The organism is Sediminibacterium sp. FW305-C-61, assembly GCF_058231065.1.
Genome location: NZ_JBIQXR010000002.1, coordinates 47,633 through 69,319, shown reverse-complemented (window position 1 = coordinate 69,319; position 21,687 = coordinate 47,633). Strand labels below are relative to the sequence as shown.

The window sequence follows — 21,687 nt, the reverse complement described above, 5'->3', positions numbered from 1 at the left end:
TCACTACAGAAGAAGTGGCAGAACAATGTAACACAGAGGAATTAAGGTTCTATCAGCAGCACTTCTGTTACCGCACTAAAAGAATACCGAAGCCCACTTTTTACTTCCACACATTCAAATCTTTTTCTTCTAAGTGCTCCTTTCATAAAGACACGGCCATTCTCTGTTTGAAATAATTGTCCGGAAGGTATTTCTGCCACAGGTATCAATCCCGTTTGTTGTTGTTTATTGTATTTACGAAGTACGAGTAAAAGGTCTGTTTCGCCATTAGCTGTTGCTGCCGGGTTCATAATAGAGCGCTGCAAAGCCATTCGCACATCATCGGGAAATACGCCCAACTGAACAAAATCGTACAACAATGCACTGTAGCAGTTTTTCCATTCCCTTCCATGTGCTTCCACCCTATTGCGGTATTGTTCGAATGTAAGTAAGTGAGCCAACTCGTGTAATAACGTTATGAGGAACTCATATTTATTCAGGTCGCCGTTTACCGAAATACGGTGATTCTTGCCCATACTGGCATGCCTGTAATCCCCTAAAACAGATTTTCTTTTTTTGGTGATAGTTAGGTGTACTTTGTATTGCTGGATAAATACAACAACTTTTTCAAAGCTGCCCTCCGGAAGAAAAGCAGCCAGCGCCTGCATGGGATGCTCAGCTTTTGGCATTCTTTTTTGGATTCTGTTTCAGGAATAAACGAACTTCCACCCAGGTATAAATCATATACAAACCCAGCGAAGCATATACAGATGTATTACTCTTGTCTTTCCCCGCTATTGAAAGATAAACGAGTATCGCCACGGCAAAACCAATGAGTTTAATACCCATTCCAGCCATTACCGCCCTTACAATGGCATTTGGATTAGCATTCGATGCCGCTTTTATCTGTAAAAGGAGGCTGATCAGGGTGAATAAAAAGAGTAGGATATTGGCAATGGTAACCACTTCATATCGCATCCCCATTCCTTCCAGCCTGCTTTTGGCAACCAAAATCAACGCATTAATACCAAGGAACAGCAGTAACAGAGGTTTAATATGTTTCGACATAGGTATTATTTTTTGGAAGTATCTCTGATTAATTTAACCAGTAATCCTGTTAGTGCCAGCAAAGGCAGTAACCAGATAAATAAGGGTTGTTTAACATGCACCCGGGCATCTATCCATCGACCCAAATATACTGCGGCAAGTAATAGGATGATCCACTGAGAAGCCATTCCGGCATATTGAAGGTAAGAAACGGGTTTCCGCTGTTTCTTATTCATTGGATATATCTGCTTTGGGTATCACCAATGCAATGGTATCCAATGCAGCAGGTGTATTTCCTGAGAGTACTTTTTTCACTCCATCTATATACTGTTCTTTATAACGTATAGCCTGTTCCAGGGAATCAGTGCGCATTTTCAGCGACTGCAGCGCGGCCCTGCTCTCCCTGGTTCCATAACCCGGTATATAATATTTAAGCGGAGAAAATGCAATAAGCGCAATGGTTAGTCCAACAAGAATCACAAATACCGTACTTAATCCAATATACACACTAAGCCTCGACAAACGGAAGGTAACCACTTCTTCAAATGTGTCGTCATTCATCACAACAAGGCGATAATTATTGCGAATGCGTTTAAGGTTACTATTATTCTCTGTACTGGCCATAAGGTAAAATCAGGTTAAAGGTAATGATGATTCTGCTTTTACCCATCTCAGAAAGGGAAATAACTGTATTTTTAAAGTGTTTTTATGGAGAGAAATGCAAGATTTATATTACCCGTGGTAGCCTATATACCCTGTATAGTTGCTTTGTTGCTGTTTGCCCAAAACAGTACCATGGCCCAGCCATATACAACCATCGAAGTAAAAAAGGATAAACCATACGAAAACCGCACCCTCCCAGCCGAGAAAACAGGCAATAAAAAGTTTACCCTTCCAAAGAGGATTTATAATAATACCGTTACGCATTTCAACTATTACTTCAATGCCAACCAGCGGTTGAATGAAATTTTGGAAAGGGCCACAGAATCGCACCGAGACGATTATACCCAGCTATTGTCGTTCTATGATTACGACCTGGAAACAACAGCACAGGATCATATAGATACAGTTTTGTATAAATGTACAGCGGGCATTCTGTTACATGATCTTAGAAGCGATTGGGTAGATAATCTTTATATGCTCATGGGCCGGGCTTATTTGTTAAGAAAGGATTTTGATTCAGCCCAGATGGTATTCCAATACGTGAATTATGCATTTGCTCCGAAAGACGACGGCTATGATATTCCCATCGGAAGTAACCAGAGTAATGCAGGAGGTGTATTCTCTATTGCCACAAGTGAAAAAAGAAATCTCTGGAAAAAACTAACTACAACACTCCCCAGCAGAAATGAAAGTTTTATCTGGATGGTCAGAACTTATCTTGAACAGGAAAAAACAGCCGAAGCTGCCGGATTGCTTGCCCTGCTAAGAAGCGACGCACTCTTCCCAAACAGGTTACAGCCTTCACTCGATGAATTAAGCGCCTACCTGTTTTATAAACTGAATGCTTACGACAGCGCCGCCACCTACCTCGTACGCTCTTTAAAAAAAGGGAATGATGACCTTGCCAGAGCTAGGTCTTATTACCTTGCTGGACAACTATACGAACTCGCCGGAAACAATACAGCTTCCATACAATCTTACCAAACAGCCATCAGGTATTCTACTGATCCTTTTATGGAAGTTTATGCAAGACTGAACATTGCTGCTCTTTCTACTGGCGATAAAGAAAATGCGCTACAGGAGAACCTGAACGAATTACTCAAAATGGCCAAAAAAGATAAATACGATGTGTACCGCGACATCATTTATTATGCTGCTGCCAAGCTTGAGTTGTCCAGAAAAAATTACCCAACGGCGCAACAGTTATTGTTAAAAAGTATTGCATATAGCAACGATAATCCGCTACAAAAGCAAGAAAGTTTTCTTTTACTGGGCGACTTGAATTATGATCGAAAATCGTATGGTCAATCATTCCGTTTTTACGACAGTATTCAGGTTAGTATGCTGAAAGAAGTAGAGCAGGAAAGAATTACCAAACGTAAACCAGCGCTGCAACTCATTTCAGAGAATGAGGAGAATATTATTCGGGAAGATAGTGTTCAGTTGATTGCTGCTATGCCGGAAGCTGAACGTTTGAGTTTGCTTAAAGGACTACTTAGAAAACTGAGAAAAGAAAGAGGTTTAAAAGAAACGGACGAACCCTCTTTTGGTAGTGATATTCCTGCAGATAAAAACCAGGCCGCTGATTTATTCGCCAATAATTCCGGAGAATTTTATTTTCAGAATGCCAATTTAAAGAGCCGTGGTTTTAATGAGTTCACCAAAATTTGGGGCAACAGACCAAATGTAGATGGCTGGAGAAGACAATCCGCAGTTGACAAAGTATTGCCCGCTGTAAACCAGGCTACTGTATCTGCCGATAATAAAACGGTTAATAAAAAACAAGAGCTTTCGCTGGAAGCATTACAGAATTCCATCCCATTAACTCCGGAACAAAAAGAAATATCCAATATCATTATTGCAAGAGGACTATTGGAAAACGGAACAATCTTCATGGATCAGCTTAATGACTACCCATCGGCAATTGAAGCTTATGAATCTTTATTGAAAAGATTCCCTCGTTCAGCAGAAGCAGAAGAAGCAAGCTTTAAACTGATTCAATGCTACCGTAAAAGCAATCAAATTTCCGCCGCTGATTCACTGGAAGCTGTCTTCACCAAAAATTTCGCAGATAGTCGCTTCCTTGCAGGTACACCAAATTCTTCAAACAAGGACCTGGCTACAACCAGTTATAACAATATTTACAACTTATTTGTAGAAGGAAAATTTGAAGCGGCAATTGCGGCTAAAAAACAAATTGAGCTACAGTTTAAAAACTCTAAGTGGACTCCCCAGCTATTGTATATTGAATCCATTTATTACATCAAAAAATCTGAAGACAGTATTGCCATCGACCGGCTGGAGCAATTAATTACTAATTTCCCAACATCGCCCCTTACTGAAAAAGCGGCAACTATGATTGATGTACTTCAAAGAAGAAAGGAAATTGAATCATACCTCACGAATTTAACTGTTGAGCGTCCAGCAGAATCGGTAACCAGGGGGATAGACCTTACCGGCCCTGCAACCATCATCAATACAGCAACGAAAAAGGATTCAACAGATACTGATATCCCAAAACCGAAGGAATTAAAACCTGCAGCAGGACTGAATCTTGTTAATGCAGTTAAGTCGCCTAAACTTGAGCTGTCTGAACCAGAATATGAGTTTATACCTGCAGATACACAGTATGCTGTTGTGGTATTAAACAAAGTAGACGGCATGTTTGTGGGCGAGGCCAGAAACGCTGTGAACAGATTCAACCAGGAGCGCTTTTATAACAAACGATTACCCATTAATACCGTTACAATTGTTCCGGAAACACAACTTTTACTGGTGGGCCCATTCCTTAGTGCGAGTGAAGCAGTAAGCTATACAGATCTTATTAAACCGCAGGCAGCCAAAAGCATATTACCCTGGTTAAGTGCTGAAAAATATGGATTTAATATTATCAGTCCTGCCAACCTTCGGATCTTGCAGCAGAAAAAAGATATTGCCGCATTCCGGGAATTTATGCAAAAGGCTTTACCTGGTAAATTTTAACGAGTAGGAAGCCATGCTTCCATTACTCTTACTTAGTTTTACGCATCGTTTTTTTAGAACCAATAGAGGATTGTTATGTCAAAACCCGTTCGCATTTTCTGGCGCATTTTTTTCTGGTCCCTGGGCGGAGGAATTTTATTCCTTCTGATGATTAACTGGGGCTGGCTGGGCAGTATGCCTTCCATTGATGATATAGAAAACCCATCTGCCTCCCTGGCTAGCCAGGTATATGCACAGGATGGTACACTGATGGGTAAATATTACCTCAATGGCGAAGACAGGATCAATGTTAAATACCAGGATATCAGCAAACATGTGATACATGCACTGGTAGCAACTGAAGACGAACGCTTCTACAACCATAGCGGTGTTGACCCAAGGTCTTTAGGACGTGCCCTTGTATTTCTTGGAAGAGAAGGTGGTGCCAGTACCATTACGATGCAAACAGCAAAAAACCTCTTCACGGACAACTGGAGCACGCGTAATATTTTCCTGCGTATGATCCAGAAGATCAAGGAATCGATTATTGCGATAAAACTGGAACGCAACTTTACCAAAGAAGAAATCATCACGCTATACCTTAACACAGTTGCGTTTAGTGATAATGTATATGGAATCAGGAATGCTTCTAAAACATTTTTCCAAAAAGAGCCAGACCGTTTGAATATTGAAGAGTCTGCCGTATTGATTGGTATGTTGAAGGGAGCCACCATTTATAATCCCAGACGTAATCCAAAACTTGCCCTCGACAGGCGTAATACCGTTATCAATCAAATGGTTCGTAACGAATACCTGACGGATGCGGAAGCTACCATACTGAAGCGCAAACCAATAGAACTCAACTATAAAAAGCTGGATGAAACTGCTGGTCTTGGCCCCTATTTCAGGATGATACTTGCGGAAGAAATGAAAAAATGGTGCAAGGAAAACAAGAAGAACAATGGCGACCATTACAACCTTTACAGGGATGGATTAAAGATTTATACTACTATCAATCCAAGAATGCAGCAATATGCGGAGGAAGCCGTTGCCAAGCACATGAACTTCATGCAGAAGCTTTTTAATAACCAGGCCAATATTAAAAACAAGTCGATCTGGAAAGGTTATGAAAATGTATTAGAAGCTGCTATGAAACAAAGCGACCGATGGAGAAATCTCGACCGAGAGGGTATGTCAGCAGAAGACATCAAAAAAACCTTCTACGAAAAAACACCCATGCGCATATTTGCCTGGAACAATAACAGGGAGACAGATACACTCATGACGCCCTATGATTCTATTCGTTACCACAGACAAATGCTACAGGCCGGCTTTATGGTAATGGACCCGCTTACTGGGGAAATTAAAGCATGGGTTGGGGGTATTGGTTTTAAAACATATAAATACGACCACGTAAATTTCAATACAAAGCGTCAGGTAGGTTCTACCATGAAACCTTTGCTGTATAGTCTTGCCATCGAAGAAGCCGGATTTACCCCAAACACAACTGTTTACGATGAACAACAGAATTTTGGTGGTTATGGGCTTGTACCAGCAACCAGCAGGTCTTGCCAGGGTGGCGCTTTACCAATGGCATCGGCACTGGCTTTTTCACGCAACTGTGCATCAGCCTATATAATGAAGCAATTAGATGGAGAAGGAAATAATGGTGCAAAAAGATTGGTGAATTTTCTTGAGCGTTGCGACTTTAAGACCAAGATAGAACCTTATCCATCCATTGCGCTTGGATCATGCGAAATTTCATTGTATGAAATGATGCAGGGCTTCAGTATGTTTCCTGGAAGAGGTTTTAATGTAAAGCCAATGTATATTACCCGTGTTGAGGATCGTAATGGTAATGTACTGGCAACTTTTACGCCAAAGCGTAAGGAAGTAATCAGCGAAGTAACGGCCTATTCAGTAGTAAAAATGATGCAGGGAACAGTACAGGTGGGTACCGGACGCGGTATCTGGGGTTACGGAATGCCGTCGGTTGAAATGGGTGCCAAAACAGGAACTACCAATGATAATAGTGATGGCTGGTTTATGGGATATACACCTCAGTTAATGGCTGGTGCATGGGTAGGAGCCGATGATCGTTTTATTCACTTTAATAAAGAGAGCGCATGGGGACAAGGTGGTCGAGCTGCAATGCCAATATGGGCTTATTTTTTCAGTAAGGCCGCAGCAGATCCGAATTGCGGTATAGATAAAAGTGCCCGCTTTGTAAAACCAGATGTGATGAATAACGATATCATCATCGATTACCTTAACGATTCAACACCTATACTGGGAGGAGAAGGAGAAGATGTTGGAACAGGTACTTCAGAGGATTATGAAGTGCCGCAAACCATAAAACTAGAGGATATCGCCCCTGAATCAGATATCAAAATAAACCCACCAAAAACACCGGAGAAAAAAGAGGGGAAGGGTTCAACACCCCCACCCCCGGCGGAAAAACCCAAAGCGGTTTTACCAAAGAAACCCGGAGGAGGGAAATAATGACTGCTAATCAAGGATTGAAGAAGACCTGGCATATGGTTTATAGCGATTATAACTCATGGCCTATTGATTTTAGCTGAACCATAAGCTATAAATAACCAACCCGTAATTCAACGCTTGATTCGCACTACAAACAGAAGGACATGAATGATTTAAAAGTTATTGCTTTTGATGCGGATGATACCCTTTGGGTAAATGAACCCTATTTCAGGGAAACTGAAGACAGGTTTTGTGAATTACTGGAAGACTATCTCCCCCATCATTCAGTTGCAAGGGAACTACTGCAGGTGGAAATCAGGAACATCAACTTATATGGCTATGGTGTAAAGGGTTTTATGCTGAGTATGATTGAAGCAGCCATGGAACTTTCACAAAAGACCATCAAGGTTGATGTAATTGAGAAGATTATTGAACTTGGTAAAGAATTACTAGAAAAGCCCATTATTCAATTAGAAGATGTGGAAGATGTACTTCAATCATTACATGGAAAATACAAACTGGTTGTTGCCACAAAAGGAGATTTACTGGACCAGGAAAGAAAATTAAGGAAGTCGGGACTCGAACATTATTTTCATCATATTGAAATTATGTCTGAGAAAAGAGACAGTGATTACCTTAAGCTGTTAAAACATCTGGATATTCAACCTTCACAGTTTATGATGCTGGGTAATTCGCTAAAGTCTGATGTTTTACCTGTGCTGGATATTGGTGGACATGCAGTACATATTCCTTATCATACCACCTGGGCACATGAAACCATCGATAAAGATATTGAGCATGTCAACTTCAGGCAGGTTAACTCTATTAAAGACGTTTTATCCTTTTTGCTTCCATGAAAACCTTACTCGATATTAATAGCTGGAACCGTAAAGACCAGTTTCGTTTTTTTAATCAATTTGAAGAGCCTTTTTTTGGCATAACGGTTCAGGTAAATTGCGGCAGGGCTTATAAAGTGGCAAAGGAAAACGGTTTTTCTTTTTTTCTTTACTACCTCCATGCTTCTCTAAAAGCAGCGAATGAAACTACCCCATTTCGTTACCGGATTGAAGGAGAACAGGTGTATGTATATGATCAGGTAAATGCTTCTCCAACGATCAACAGACCTGATGGCACTTTTGGGTTTTCTTATATGGATTATGATCCTGATTTTTCCATTTTTAGTGCCAACGCAAAAAATATAATTGATGAAGTTCGTAATACCTCTGGATTGATTCCTGCAATTTCAGGTGAAAACGTGATTCACTATTCATCAATACCCTGGCTAAACTTCACGAGTTTATCGCACGCCAGGAGTTTTAGTTTCAAAGATTCCTGTCCGAAAATTTCATTTGGTAAAATGACCGGATCAAATGACGATGCTCAAATGCCGGTTTCCATTCATGTCCATCATGCATTGATGGATGGCTTTCATGTTGCAACATTTGTTGACCGCTTTCAGGAACTTTTATTGCAGTAAGATTTACTACAGGGAATTACCTTTCAGGTTAAAATTGAAAGAAAACTGGTGAAATAATTGTTGCTGGTAAAAGCCGCTAGCATATCGGATATGCAATTTTGGAAGTATTACCGATGCCCCAAAGTTAAACCCATTTAAACCATTACTGATATTGAATCCGTTAAGGTCGTAACGTCTTTGGAAATTATAGCCGGTAGTAAATTCAATTTTTTCATGCGGATAAAATTGGGCTGCAATAACAATATGGTTGAATACTTTTTGTAGTGTATTGGATTTTGAAAAATCATCATCACCCTCCCCTGCCCTGAAACTGGTATCGTTATAAAAATTATTGAACCGGTGTAAGTCGTGAAAGCTTAAAGAGAATTGTACAGGTGCATTTTTAAGTCGTTTTGAAATACCCATCTGCAGATCAAAAGGCAATTCTTCTTTCCTACCCGAACCGGCGTAAGTACTTAACTGGGTTCCCATATTTTTTACCACCACTGCAGCTTGTATTCCTTCTTCAGGGTCGTGGTAATTCAAGCCAACATCCATGGCTACGCCAGAAGATCGGTATTGACCATAACCTGAATGAATAAATTTAAGGGTTGTTCCATACCACCATTTTTCTTTATGGCTTCTTGATGCCATAACCTGAACAACATAATCCCGGGGGGTAAACCTGCCGAAGATATTACCACTGGCATCTGTTTGGTCAATACTTCCGTAGTTGAAATAATTAATCCCTATTCCCAGATTGGTTTTAGCCTCTTCCAAATGCCAGCCACCCGTAATACTATAGTTGCTGATCCCGGCAATAAATGCATTAAAGGATGTATTGATTTGCTGGTGCATATCGTTCCGTAGCAGAGCAGGATTTTGAAAAGCCATACCTACATCCTTTCCGGAAGAACTGATGTTTAATCCACCCAGCGCAGCAAGTTGAGCGGTATTGGGTTGCTTTAAAAAATTAAACACAGCATTGCCACCCAATGTTTGGGATTTTCCCATATACCCTATGAGGAAGAGACAAGATGTTATCAGAATCCGGTAATGCACAATACAATCAAAACTAATATAACTGGGGAAGAAATCGGGAGGCTTTCTGTTATATTCTTAGAAATAAGAAATCCTGTTTCCTCTAAACCGGAAGCTGATGAAAAGAAAAAATCCTCCATTAAAATGGAGGATCTTAACCCTTAAAACAACCAACATGAAGAAAATGTTGATGCTTTAATAACAATATTGTAGGCCAAAAGTTGACTTAAAAGATGTTTTTTATTTAAACCAGTGCAATATCCACAACCTGCTGCATGGTTTTAACATAATGGAACTGGAGTCCGCGAATGAAATCGCCTTCAATTTCCTTTACATCTTTTTCATTTTGCCAGCAAAGAATGATTTCTTTAAGTCCGGAGCGCTTGGCAGCCAACACTTTCTCTTTGATACCCCCTACTGGCAGTACTTGACCACGCAGGGTAATTTCCCCCGTCATAGCCAGGTAAGGTTTTACTTTTCTGCCGGTAAAAGCAGAGGTAAGAGATGTTAGCATGGTTATTCCGGCGCTAGGGCCATCTTTAGGCACTGCACCTTCCGGAACGTGTATATGGATAGATTTCTTATTAAATGCCTCGGGATCAATACCATATTTCCTTGCATTGGCCTGAAGGTAACTAAGTGCTGTGCTGGCACTTTCCTTCATCACATTACCCAGATTACCGGTTAGTTTAAGATCACCCTTTCCTTCACCAAGTATGGTTTCAATGAACAGGATATCGCCTCCAACATAAGTCCAGGCCAAGCCAACAGCTACCCCGGGCATATTGGCGGTTTTATAGATTTCATTACTATACCTTGCCTGACCCAGTATCTTTTCAACATCAGCGGCTGTTACCGTTGATTTTACTTTATTCTTAATTGCCAACTCTTTTGCCTGATAGCGCATAATGGATGCCAGTTGCCTGTCGAGCTCACGCACCCCACTTTCCCTGGTATAATTTTCAATGACTTTTTCAATTACTTTATCATTGATTTTAACGGGCACTTTTGCCAGTCCATGCGCTTCTTTCTGTTTAGGAATCAGGTGACGCTTGGCAATTTCTACTTTCTCCTCAATAGCATAACCACTCAGGTCGATAATTTCCAAACGATCCCTCAATGCAGGTTGGATGTTCTGGAGATTATTGGCAGTGGCGATAAACAATACCTTGCTGAGATCGTATTCCAGTTCCAGGTAATTATCATAGAAACTGTTGTTCTGCTCCGGATCCAATACTTCCAGTAATGCAGAGGATGGGTCGCCTCTGAAATCGTTTCCTATTTTATCGATCTCATCCAGTATCATTACCGGATTAGAAGATTTGCATTTACGGATATTCTGGAGAATACGTCCGGGCATTGCTCCTATATAGGTTTTACGGTGTCCGCGTATTTCACTTTCGTCGTGCATACCACCCAAACTAAGGCGAACATATTTTCTTCCAATGGCATGTGCAATTGAACGCCCAAGAGAGGTTTTACCGATACCCGGAGGACCTAAAAAACACAGTATAGGGCTTTTCATGTCGCCCTTTAATTTCAGTACTGCAAGGTATTCAAGGATACGGCTTTTGATTTTAGACATGCCATAATGGTCGATATCGAGGACTTTTTTGGCATTCTTGAGGTCGTAATTATCGTCTGTATGGTCGTTCCATGGCAGATCGAGCATTAGGTCGAGATGGTTATATACAACCGAATAGTCGGGTGTACTTGGGTGCATGCGCTCCAATTTTTCGATACCAGTTTTAAAGAGGTTCTTAGCAGCATCCGGCCATTTTTTCCCTTCTGCTTTTTTCTTCATTTCGGCTATTTCTCTTTCGTTGGTATCGCCACCGAGTTCTTCTTTGATGCTTTTCAGTTGTTGCTGAAGAAAGTAGTCACGTTGCTGCTTATCGATTTCGGTGCGCGTTTTATTCGTAACCTTATCCTTGAGTTCAGCAAACTGCAGTTCACGTTGCAGTATCTGGATCAATTTTTCGGCCCTTTGATGGATATCATGTATCTCTAACAGTCCTTGTTTTTCGGCAAGGTCTGAGTTGAGGTTACTACTCACAAAATTGATGAGGAAGGAAGGATTCTCGATATTTTTAAGAATAATCGAAGCTTCTGTCGGCAGGTTGGGTGAAAGCTGAATAATTTGGGTAGCAAGGTCCTTAATGCTACTTACTATAGCATTAAAATTTTCTTCTACCGGAACTTCGTCATCCGCAAGCATGCGAATAGCGGCCCTGAAATAAGGGTCTTCAGAAACCATGTTCAGTAGTTCGAACCTTTTTTTACCCTGGATAATGATGGTTGTTCCACCATCAGGCATTTTTATCAGTTTAACTACTTTGGCGATGGTACCAAAAGTGCAAAGGTCCTTGGGTTCAGGGTCTTCGATATTTACATCTTTTTGGGCAAGCACACCGATCAGCTTATCTGTTTTATAGGCTTCATTAACGGCCTTGATACTCTTATCTCGTCCAACCGTAATCGGCAAAACAACGCCCGGAAATAACACGGTATTTCGAAGGGGCAGAATAGGAAGTGTATCGGGGATAATGGTGTCTTTATCAAAATCGCCGTCATTCTCGTTAATAGGAATGATGGGCATAAAGTCTGTATCGTCTTCCGATCTGAAAAAAAGTTTCTCTTTCAACATATATCGTTTTCAGTCTTAAGCCAGAATGGCATGAATTATTTTCCATTTACCCAAAGGGTAAGTCTGCAAAAATAAGTCAATATTGATGCCATGCCCTTAAAAATGGATGAATCGGTACAAACTGTCGCAAAAAAAATCTTCCACCTGAGGTGGAAGACCTTTTTCCCCGATTTAATCGGGAAAGCTTCTTGCAAGAAGTAATATTGTCTAAAAACAAATACTACTAGTGAGCAGCTGGAGCAGTTGTGTCAGCTTTTGCTGTAGTGTCAGCAGCAGCAGCAGTTGTGTCAGCAGCTGGAGCTACAGTTGCAGTTGTGTCAGCAGCTGGAGTTTCAGAAGTTTCACCTGAATTACATGCAGCGAAGAAACCTGCAACAGCTAAAATTGCGAATACTTTTTTCATTGTACTTGTTTTTTTTAGTTTTATTTGGACGCAAAGATAAAGTTCCATTTGGCTTTTACAAACTTTTAACAGCTTTTTTTACTTTTTTCTAAAAAAGATACGAACGGGTACCCCTTTAAAATTAAAGCTGGTGCGTAGTTGATTCTCCAGGTAATTGCGATAAGGTTGCTTAATATCATCCGGATAATTGGTAAAAAAGGCAAAAGAAGGTACGACAGTAGGCAATTGGGTCACATATTTAATTTTCACAGTATTTCCCCTAACAACCGGAGCATGGTATGCCTGAACTGCCTTCAGCATAACATCATTTAGCTGGGAAGTTGGGATTTTACGCTTTTTGTTTTCGTACACTTCAAGGGCAATTTCTATGGCTTTGAATATCCTTGTTTTATCCTTAACCGAGATAAAAAGCACTGGCACGTCTGTAAAAGGGGCAATTCTTTGCTTTAAAGTTTTTTCATAATCACGCGCTGTATTCGTCTCTTTTTCAACGAGATCCCACTTATTTACAAGCACAACTATTCCTTTTCCTTTTCGCGTGGCAAGACTAAATATGGTAACATCCTGGGCAGTAATTCCTTTGTCGGCATCCAGTACAAGGAGACACACATCTGCCTCATCCATGGCCTTAATGGCACGTATGATGGAATAAAACTCCAGGTCATCTTTTTCCTTACTCTTTTTGCGGATCCCTGCGGTATCGATCAGCATAAATTCCTTCTGAAATAGCTTGTAATGGGTGTGGATGGTATCACGGGTGGTTCCGGCGATATCGCTAACGATGGTCCTTTCCTCCCCGATAAGGGCATTCAAAAGGGAAGACTTACCAACATTCGGCTGACCAATAATGGCAAATTTGGGCAGTCCGTCTTCTTTTAGTGTATCTGCAGCATCTTCAGGTGAAATTCCGCCAGCGATTGCATCCATCACTTCTCCGGTTCCACTACCGGAAATACTGCTGATAAAGAAATTATGCTCAAATCCAAGGCTATAAAACTCGGTAGCTTCCAACTCACGTGTTCCATTATCAACTTTATTAACCACCACATAAACTGGCTTGGTGGTTCTTCTAAGCATATCAGCCATGGCCTCATCGAGGTCAGTGATGCCAGTAGCTACATCCACCATAAAAACGATGGCGTTAGCCTCATCGATGGCAATTTTTACCTGTTTGCGTATTTCCTTCTCAAAAATGTCTTCGGTATTGGGCACAAATCCCCCGGTATCGATCAAGTTAAACACTTTCCCGTTCCAATCTGCAATACCGTATTGTCTGTCGCGGGTAACGCCGCTGATATCGTCAACAATTGCTTTTCTTGTTTCCAATAAGCGGTTAAAGAAAGTGCTTTTCCCCACATTCGGCCTACCCACGATGGCTACTGTATAACCCATAATTCATCAATTTAATTAAACTAAATATTAAAATAATATCAGTAAATAATTGGTTATCATATTATTGATAGCCATATTCATTTAACTGCATTTCATTATCTCTCCATTTTGGCCTTACTTTCACGAACAGTTCGATAAAAACCTTCTGGCCGATAAAAGCCTCTATATCGGTTCTGGCTAGGGTGCCTATTTGTCGAATCATCTTCCCTTTCTCTCCTATAATAATGGCTTTCTGACTTTCCCTTTGCACAATGATGTCTGCCTGAATTTTCACCAACTGCTCTTTTTCTTTGAACTCGTTAACGAGTACTGCGGTATGATAGGGTATCTCATCTCCGAACAACTGGTAAATTTTTTCCCTGACCATTTCACCCACAAAAAATTTCGTTGGAAGATCGCTCAGGTCATCTTCACTGTAAAAAGGGGCACCTTCCGGCAGATAACTCATTACCGCATCCATCAATTTTTGCAGGTGCACTTTTTGAAGTGCCGATATTTTTACCAATTGTTTGCAATAAGGCTTGCCAGCAAAAAAAGCTTCCGCCTCAGCTATTTTACCATTGGCGGCTGTATCTATTTTATTCAATACGAGTATTGCGGGAACTTTAAGTCTTAGGGCACTAAATATCTGGTCACATTCCTCAAAATTGTCATTTGAATCTACTAGTAATAATGCCAAATCGGCATCTTCCAAAGCCCCTTTAACCGACGACATCATCCGCTCGTGCAATTTGTATTTAGGGTCAATGATGCCAGGGGTATCTGAAAATATCACCTGATATTCACCTGGTTTATTCAGAAACGCCTTTATGCGGTGACGGGTGGTTTGTACCCTTGGGGATACAATGGCCATTTTTTCGCCAATAAGGGCATTCAACAAAGTGCTTTTGCCGGCATTGGGTCGTCCAAATATGTTTACAAATCCTGATTTCATAAAATAAGTCCGGAGTCAGAAAGTCGAGAAGTCCGGGAGACAAGAGAATACTACTTAGAGGAATAAGTAAGCAGAATAGAATAGCCAATTGGCTTTTATTTATTCACTATTTTCTTCAGTATCCAGAGTAGCCTCTAGCCGAACCTGAAAATCCTTATCTGATTTTCTCCGGGTTTTTAAACCCTAAAAAAACGTCAGGCCCCATTTCGAGGCCTGAGATTTATATTTTCTGTTGCGAGGGAAGGGATCGAACCTCCGACCTTCGGGTTATGAGCCCGACGAGCTACCGCTGCTCTACCTCGCGATTTATTGGAGTGCAAAGGTACGGTTGTGAAGGTTCTCTTCCAAATATTATTTAATTAATCATCCGATTTTCGCTTGATTGTAGCACCTCCGCTGGTATTGATATCACGAATTAATCCTGCACCTTTATAATATACAGAGCTTGCTCCACTGGCGGTGGCATTCAATTCTTTATTTACTGTAATCCTTACAACAGAGGCGCCCGAGGCATCTACTTTACATTGCTCTGAACTAACATCATACCCTCTGATATCACTTGCTCCATTTGCATTAATGCCCAACATTTTTACCGTTCCATTGATGGTGATTCTTGACGCACCCGAAGCTTCCAGACTTAAGTCTGATACGGTAAGATCGCCTTTAAAATCACTGGCCCCAGACATTTCAACCTTTAATTTATCGAGATTTAATTTACCTGCCACTTTCACATTGCATGCACCACTGGCTTCAATACTGCTTAGGTCCTTGAAAGTTACATAAGCTTTCATTTTATGGTTACCCCATTTTTTCCAGTTCAATCCCTTTCCATCAAAATATATCCTCAATGTACTTCCACGCATTTCCGTACGTATTCTTCCTAATACTTCTGAAGAACTGGCACTAACAGCAACAGCATCTTCGGTACCCTGTGAAAGGTAAAGATCAATAGCGCCGGACACATCAATGGCCGAAAATCCTTTCAGGTTCCGGGGTTCTGCATTTTCATCGTGCACCAGGTTCTTTTCAATTTGTGCCATAACCGGCACCAGAGAGGTGGCTATAAAGGCAAAAAGTAAAATTATCCGTTTCATAAGAGGGGTTTTGAGTGTAACGGCTATTGCTCGTTAAAGTTACAGTTGCTGGTAATTACTGCAATGATTACTTTTGTGACGATCATTCCTCGGGGTGCTTCCCCGCCATTGGCGGAGAGGCTGAGATAATACCCGTTGAACCTGAACAGGGTAATTCCTGCGAAGGGAAGGCGTACATTTTTTTGGTCGTACCTCTCTCCTATTAGCTATTTCCCTGTTCCCATTTGTAAACTTTTAAACGTTAAAAATGAAAAAGTTTTTGGGAACAATGTCACTGACATTCCTCATCCTGCTCGCATCCGGGCAAACAAAAAACCTCCTAAGAGGCCGCATTACTGACAAAACCACTCACCAGACTATTTCTGGTGCCCTGGTTAGTATTAACCAGTTCCAATCTACCTCAGACGAAGAAGGGGTATTTACCATTAGCTGGTCAGGCACTACGAAGCCGGTTTTAAAGGTAAAAAGTCTTGGTTACCGCGATTTCCAGTTAAACCTATCCTCAGGCACTTCCGACAAAATGCTGGAAATTGAGCTCGAACCCACCAGCCTGTTTCTTCAGCCACTGGAAGTAAAATCCATTCGGGCGGCAGATAAAGCACCGTTTGCCAAAAACAATCTATCCAAAGATGAGATTGCTAAGGTTAACCTTGCTCAGGATATTCCCTTCATACTTAACCAAACCCCTTCTGTTGTGGTGAATTCAGATGCAGGGAACGGTGTGGGATATACCGGCATTCGCATTAGGGGAACAGATGCTACACGCATCAATGTTACCCTGAATGGCATACCTTATAACGATGCTGAAAGCATGGGTACTTTTTTTGTAAACCTGCCCGACTTCGCCTCGTCTGTTAACAGTATTCAGGTACAAAGAGGGGTTGGAACATCTACGAATGGAGCCGCAGCTTTTGGCGCAACTATTAATCTGTCTACCAACGAATTCAATGAAAAAGCCTACACTGAATTCAACAATAGTTATGGTTCTTTTAATACCAGGAAACATACTTTAAAAGCAGGTACCGGTTTGATGGGTAAACATTTTACCCTCGATGCAAGGGTAAGTAGTATTCAAAGTGATGGATATATCGATCGCGCTAAAAGTGATCTTAAATCATTTTATGTTAGTGGCGCCTGGTTAAACCAACGCTCTTCTCTCCGCTTCAATGTTTTCAGCGGAAAAGAAAAAACCTATCAGGCATGGTACGGTGTATCAGCATCGTTGCTCAACACTGACCGTACCAATAACCCGGCTGGCACTGAAAAACCCGGAACACCTTATGATAACCAGACCGACAATTATACCCAAACACATTACCAGTTATTCTTCAACCATGCATTTAATAGCCATTGGTCTTTTCAATCCGCTAGTTTTTTAACCCGTGGATATGGTTATTATGAAGAATACAAAGCGGGGCAACAATATTCAAAATATGGATTGCCCAATCCGGTAGTTGGTGGCGTACCTGTTACCAGTACCGACCTGGTACGCCAACGCTGGCTAAACAACTATTTTTATGGTCAGAATATTTCCCTACAATACCAAAAGAAAGGAAATGAATTTACCGTTGGTGGCGGATGGAATACGTATACCGGAGATCATTATGGTACACTGCCTTGGCTGCAAACAGGAACTGCACCGGCAGGATATAAATACTATAACCACCCAGCAATTAAAAAAGACGCCAACCTATTTGCCAAGTGGCAACAACTGATTGTTTCGCATGTATATGGGTTTGTGGATCTGCAGTACAGACATGTATCTCATAATATGACAGGCTTTCAAAATAATCCAACATTATTGGTTAACCGGAATTTCAATTTCTTCAACCCAAAACTGGGTATTACTTATCGAAAAAATAGCTGGCAGGCTTTCCTGAGTTATGCCATCGGACAAAAAGAACCCAACCGTGATGATTTTGAAGCGGGTACAATTAACCAACCCAAAGCAGAGAAATTACAGGATCTGGAAGCCGGTCTTGAATACAAAAAAAGTACTTATCAGTTTGCTGCCAATTTTTATTACATGCATTATGTTAATCAATTGGTGCTTACCGGACAGATCAATGATGTTGGTGCATATACCCGTTTTAATGTGCCCAATAGTTACAGACTGGGGATTGAGTTACAGGGTACATGGAAACCCTCTTCCTGGTTAGCGGTTGGTGCAAACCTTTCCTTAAGCAGGAATAAAATCAAATCGTTCACTGAGTATACCGACAACTATGATTCCGGTAATCAGGATGCCGTACTAAGAAACAATACAGACATTTCTTTCTCTCCAGGAACAATTGCCGGAACACAACTAATGTTTTACCCGGTTAAAGCACTTGAACTTGGACTGATCGGAAAATATGTGGGCAAGCAGTATATGGACAACAGCCAGTTAAGCAGAAGTGAATTGAAAGCATTTGCCACGCAGGATTTACGCATTATCTATAGCTTTAACAACAAAACCTTTAAACAGGTGCAGTTAACTGCTCAAATAAATAACCTGTTCAATAAACGCTACGAGCCGAATGGCTACAGTTATAGCTATACAAGTGGTGGTGTGTTTTACACCGACAATGGCTATTACCCAATGGCAGGAAGGAACTTTGTGGTTGCGGTGAATTTGAAGCTGGGAGAATGAGAAATAAGAAATATGAAATAAGAAATAAGAAAGTAAATCTAACAATTCCTTTCTTATTTCTTATTTCATATTTCTTATTTTATATTTCTTATTTATTTTTTTCTTGCCACGCAAGCATCCCTCCTGTTACATTAACCAGGTTTTGAAATCCCATGGTACCGAGGATTAGGCATGCCTGGCCGCTGCGGTTACCGCTGCGACAGTAGACATAGATGGTTTCATCTTTCAGGTCTTCAATTTCATCAACCTGCATGGTTTGTACTTTGCCCAAAGGCAATAGTATTCCACCGATATTAAATTCTGCATGTTCGTGAGGTTCCCGAACATCTACCAGGTGAATTTGTTCTCCAGCATCCAATTTTGCTTTGAGGTCTTCAACAGTAATGGTTTGCATGATAATTAAGCTTGATTATTTGTATTGACTAGGTGGAGGAATCATGATTTTTCCTGTATCGCGAATAGGTCCGACACTACTGATGTACATATCCATCACCTGTCCCTGACGAATTTTATTGGGCATTCTGTTACCTGCATCATCGAGTAACTCAGACAGGTAATCCGGAGACTGGCGAACGACAAAAGCAGTAGCAGAATCGCGGATATTGCCCATGGCTACGATTGCTCCAACATTGATGCTTAAACTGGAAAGATAGGAACGTGCTTCGCTTAATGTCATGCCGACAAGATTCGGCACATCCATTTCATTGCCACCTAATCCACTACCCAACACAAAACTGATGGTGGCACCAAGTGGAACTTTATCGCCTTCTTTTACGGCTACGCCATTATAAAGTTGTTCGAGCACGGAGTTTCTTGCGATATCGGGTTTATAGGTGATGGCCCCCATTTTCAATTGCAGGCTTTGCAGGTACAATTCCGCACTTTTTACAGAATAGCCAATTAAACTGGGCATTTCAACCTGCGGTGGAACCATTCGGTTAACCGTAAGATAAATGGTTCTACCCGATTTTACCGTTGCATCGGCTTCCGGTGTTTGTCTAACCACCGCCAGTTTGGGAATGCTGTCTACATAAACCGAATCCTGAATTTCTACTTCAAATCCGGCCTGCTCTAATAATTGCGTGGCTGCGGTTACTTCCTGTCCGGTAACGGAAGGTACTTTTGTAATGTTACCGTAGCCGGTAAACCATCCAAGTAAAGAGAAAAAGAGTATAATCAGTATCAGAACAATACCTAAAGCTGCAAGCATATTTACCCACAGCGGTTTTTCGGTGATCTTCTTTATAAATTGTTTCATTGGCTGATATAAACCTAAAATGTCTATCGAATATTAACCAAGTTAAAGGTTTCCCCTTGGGTACCAAACCCCTGGCCAACGTTTTTTATAATTTTAACGAAGTGCCTCATTAACCAGCGCCGTATAAAATTCTTTGAGTGATTTCCCCATTGCCCTTACCTGCTGTGGTATTACGCTCGCATCGCTTTGTCCGGGAACAGTATTTACTTCGAGCATAAAAGGCTGTTGCAGTTCTTGTTCATAAATAAAATCGATACGTACTACCCCCCTGCAATTAAGCACTTCATATACTTTTTTTGCGGCGGCTTCAAGCTGCGATTTCATGGTATCGGTAATTTGTGCCGGTGTAGTTTCTACACTTTTGCCCTGATATTTTGCTTCAAAATCAAAGAATTCATTTTTGGTTTCAATTTCGGTAATAGGTAATACCTGGATATTACCAGCAGATTTAAATACGCCAATCGTAAATTCTCTTCCGCTGATAAACTCTTCCACCAGTAATTGGGTATCTTCTCTGAAACCCTTTTCCAGTGCCAATGGAAGTTCTTCAGCAGTATTCACCTTACTCATTCCTATACTACTACCCCCGCTGTTGGGTTTTACAAAAACAGGTAATCGAAGTTTACTTAAAATAACTTCCGGTTCAACAGGTGTGTGTTTGAATACATGCATTGATTGCGCCACATGAATGCCACTAAAAGCAGCCACTGCAACTGTATAACGTTTGTTCATGGTTAATGCTGAAGTGGCAGCATCACAACTGGTATAAGGCAACCCGAGCATATCGAAATAGCCTTGTAATTTACCATCTTCTCCGGGTGTTCCGTGTATGCATAAAAGCACTACATCAAAATGAACCTGCGAACCTTTATCAGTAATGGAAAAATCATCTCTATTCACTTTCGACTTCTCGCCAGCTTCATTTTCATACCACCATCCGGATGAATTGATATCGATTTTATATACATCAAACAGATCTCTGTCGAGGTTATTGCCAACTGTTACTGCGCTTTTATAACTAATCTGGGCTTCTCCGCTTAATCCGCCCGTAACCAAGGCCAGTTTTTTCTTCATGATAATTTTGCAGGTTTTCAACAAAGATAGAAGAATGGCAGATGTCAGATGTCAGATCGCAGATATAAAATAAATCTGGGATCTGCCATCTGCCATAAAAAAAGGTGAAGAAACTACCCGTCTCTTCACCTCACGTTGACGGGAAATATCACCCGCCGTTACTAGTTGTCGTATGTTCAGATACAACAATAATTGATAGTACTAATTTACAAAATACCCCCGGTAATTGCAAGCTTTCAGGTCAAAAGTTTAGCACAGGGTATTGTGCATTAAATGTGCATTTTCTCCTTTTTTGCGAGCAGCTCATCCACTGTTTCCTGATACATTTCATCAGGTACGCAACAGTCTACCGGACATACCGCCGCACACTGTGGTTCTTCATGAAAACCCTGACATTCTGTACACTTGTTAGGTGTAATATAATAAGTATCAACGCTAATGGGCTCAAAACGCTGGTCAGCGTCTACAACTGAGCCATCCATCAGGGTAAAACTTCCTTTTATGGTAGTTCCATCTGCAATTGCCCATTCTACACCGCCTTCATAAATGGCGTTATTAGGACATTCGGGCTCACAGGCACCGCAATTGATACACTCTTCGGTTATTTTGATAGCCATATTAATGG

General features: G+C 41.0%; 19 protein-coding genes, 1 tRNA gene and 1 riboswitch. Of the genes, 5 read left to right on the top strand and 15 right to left on the bottom strand.

The annotated features are described in order from the left end of the window. Window positions 1–41: 41 nt before the first annotated feature. The 4 genes from ACH30E_RS05450 to ACH30E_RS05435 are packed head-to-tail and all read right to left on the bottom strand — an operon-like array spanning window position 42 to window position 1,650. Window positions 42–668 (bottom strand): SprT-like domain-containing protein, encoded by a 627-nt coding sequence (locus ACH30E_RS05450; protein ID WP_490823969.1) that lies wholly within the window; start codon window positions 666–668, stop codon window positions 42–44. After that, window positions 655–1,047: a hypothetical protein gene (locus ACH30E_RS05445; RefSeq protein ID WP_490823968.1), complete on the bottom strand. Its 393-nt coding sequence runs from the start codon at window positions 1,045–1,047 to the stop codon at window positions 655–657. Before ACH30E_RS05445 ends, ACH30E_RS05450 begins: the two co-directional genes overlap by 14 nt. A 5-nt stretch (window positions 1,048–1,052) precedes the next feature. After that, window positions 1,053–1,262 carry a hypothetical protein gene (locus ACH30E_RS05440; protein WP_490823967.1) on the bottom strand — a complete coding sequence of 70 codons (210 nt, stop codon included), beginning with the start codon at window positions 1,260–1,262 and terminating at the stop codon, window positions 1,053–1,055. After that, window positions 1,255–1,650 carry a hypothetical protein gene (locus ACH30E_RS05435; RefSeq protein WP_294992542.1) on the bottom strand — a complete coding sequence of 132 codons (396 nt, stop codon included), beginning with the start codon at window positions 1,648–1,650 and terminating at the stop codon, window positions 1,255–1,257. Before ACH30E_RS05435 ends, ACH30E_RS05440 begins: the two co-directional genes overlap by 8 nt. Window positions 1,651–1,734: 84 nt before the next feature. On the opposite strand from ACH30E_RS05435, the gene porW reads away from it, so the two are divergent. From porW to ACH30E_RS05415, 4 genes are all read left to right on the top strand, one after another. Continuing rightward, on the top strand, window positions 1,735–4,671 hold the full coding sequence (gene porW, locus ACH30E_RS05430) for a type IX secretion system periplasmic lipoprotein PorW/SprE (protein ID WP_490823966.1): 2,937 nt from the start codon (window positions 1,735–1,737) through the stop codon (window positions 4,669–4,671). A 75-nt stretch (window positions 4,672–4,746) separates the two neighbouring features. Then, entirely contained in the window at window positions 4,747–7,152 is a 2,406-nt protein-coding gene (locus tag ACH30E_RS05425) for a transglycosylase domain-containing protein (protein WP_490823965.1), read from the top strand. Between the two features lie 143 nt (window positions 7,153–7,295). Next, the gene (locus ACH30E_RS05420) at window positions 7,296–7,988 is read left to right on the top strand and encodes an HAD family hydrolase (protein ID WP_294992550.1); all 693 of its coding nucleotides are present in this window, start codon (window positions 7,296–7,298) and stop codon (window positions 7,986–7,988) included. Further along, window positions 7,985–8,608, top strand: a complete 624-nt coding sequence (locus ACH30E_RS05415; RefSeq protein WP_490823964.1) for a CatA-like O-acetyltransferase — start codon at window positions 7,985–7,987, stop codon at window positions 8,606–8,608. The genes ACH30E_RS05420 and ACH30E_RS05415 overlap by 4 nt, the downstream gene beginning before the upstream one ends. 6 nt (window positions 8,609–8,614) lie before the next feature. Here the strand turns inward: ACH30E_RS05415 and porQ are convergent, their stop codons facing one another. From porQ to ACH30E_RS05380, 7 genes are all read right to left on the bottom strand, one after another. Beyond that, complete coding sequence (gene porQ, locus ACH30E_RS05410) at window positions 8,615–9,649, bottom strand: type IX secretion system protein PorQ (protein WP_490823963.1); 1,035 nt, start codon at window positions 9,647–9,649, stop codon at window positions 8,615–8,617. Window positions 9,650–9,872: 223 nt separating this feature from the next. Next, window positions 9,873–12,275: an endopeptidase La gene (lon, locus tag ACH30E_RS05405; protein ID WP_294992558.1), complete on the bottom strand. Its 2,403-nt coding sequence runs from the start codon at window positions 12,273–12,275 to the stop codon at window positions 9,873–9,875. A gap of 223 nt (window positions 12,276–12,498) precedes the next feature. After that, complete coding sequence (locus tag ACH30E_RS05400) at window positions 12,499–12,678, bottom strand: hypothetical protein (RefSeq protein WP_294992561.1); 180 nt, start codon at window positions 12,676–12,678, stop codon at window positions 12,499–12,501. Window positions 12,679–12,756: 78 nt separating this feature from the next. After that, complete coding sequence (gene der, locus ACH30E_RS05395) at window positions 12,757–14,070, bottom strand: ribosome biogenesis GTPase Der (RefSeq protein WP_294992563.1); 1,314 nt, start codon at window positions 14,068–14,070, stop codon at window positions 12,757–12,759. 61 nt (window positions 14,071–14,131) lie between these two features. Next, window positions 14,132–15,004 (bottom strand): GTPase Era, encoded by an 873-nt coding sequence (gene era / locus ACH30E_RS05390; protein ID WP_490823962.1) that lies wholly within the window; start codon window positions 15,002–15,004, stop codon window positions 14,132–14,134. Window positions 15,005–15,236: 232 nt separating this feature from the next. Continuing rightward, a tRNA-Met gene (locus ACH30E_RS05385) sits at window positions 15,237–15,308 on the bottom strand. 55 nt (window positions 15,309–15,363) lie between these two features. Continuing rightward, entirely contained in the window at window positions 15,364–16,098 is a 735-nt protein-coding gene (locus tag ACH30E_RS05380; RefSeq protein WP_490823961.1) for a head GIN domain-containing protein, read from the bottom strand. 80 nt (window positions 16,099–16,178) lie between these two features. Continuing rightward, window positions 16,179–16,283: riboswitch (TPP riboswitch) on the top strand. A gap of 62 nt (window positions 16,284–16,345) precedes the next feature. Here ACH30E_RS05380 and ACH30E_RS05375 point away from each other — a divergent pair. Continuing rightward, window positions 16,346–18,730: a TonB-dependent receptor gene (locus ACH30E_RS05375; protein ID WP_490823960.1), complete on the top strand. Its 2,385-nt coding sequence runs from the start codon at window positions 16,346–16,348 to the stop codon at window positions 18,728–18,730. Window positions 18,731–18,818: 88 nt separating this feature from the next. Here the strand turns inward: ACH30E_RS05375 and ACH30E_RS05370 are convergent, their stop codons facing one another. From ACH30E_RS05370 to ACH30E_RS05355, 4 genes are all read right to left on the bottom strand, one after another. After that, on the bottom strand, window positions 18,819–19,124 hold the full coding sequence (locus tag ACH30E_RS05370; protein WP_294992573.1) for a rhodanese-like domain-containing protein: 306 nt from the start codon (window positions 19,122–19,124) through the stop codon (window positions 18,819–18,821). A 15-nt stretch (window positions 19,125–19,139) separates the two neighbouring features. Beyond that, the gene (locus tag ACH30E_RS05365; protein ID WP_294992576.1) at window positions 19,140–19,988 is read right to left on the bottom strand and encodes a PASTA domain-containing protein; all 849 of its coding nucleotides are present in this window, start codon (window positions 19,986–19,988) and stop codon (window positions 19,140–19,142) included. A gap of 93 nt (window positions 19,989–20,081) precedes the next feature. Further along, window positions 20,082–21,062 (bottom strand): D-alanine--D-alanine ligase, encoded by a 981-nt coding sequence (locus ACH30E_RS05360; RefSeq protein WP_490823959.1) that lies wholly within the window; start codon window positions 21,060–21,062, stop codon window positions 20,082–20,084. A 269-nt stretch (window positions 21,063–21,331) separates the two neighbouring features. Further along, a complete protein-coding gene (locus tag ACH30E_RS05355; RefSeq protein WP_294992583.1) occupies window positions 21,332–21,679 on the bottom strand; it encodes a 4Fe-4S dicluster domain-containing protein in 348 nt (115 codons plus the stop codon). Window positions 21,680–21,687: the final 8 nt, after the last annotated feature.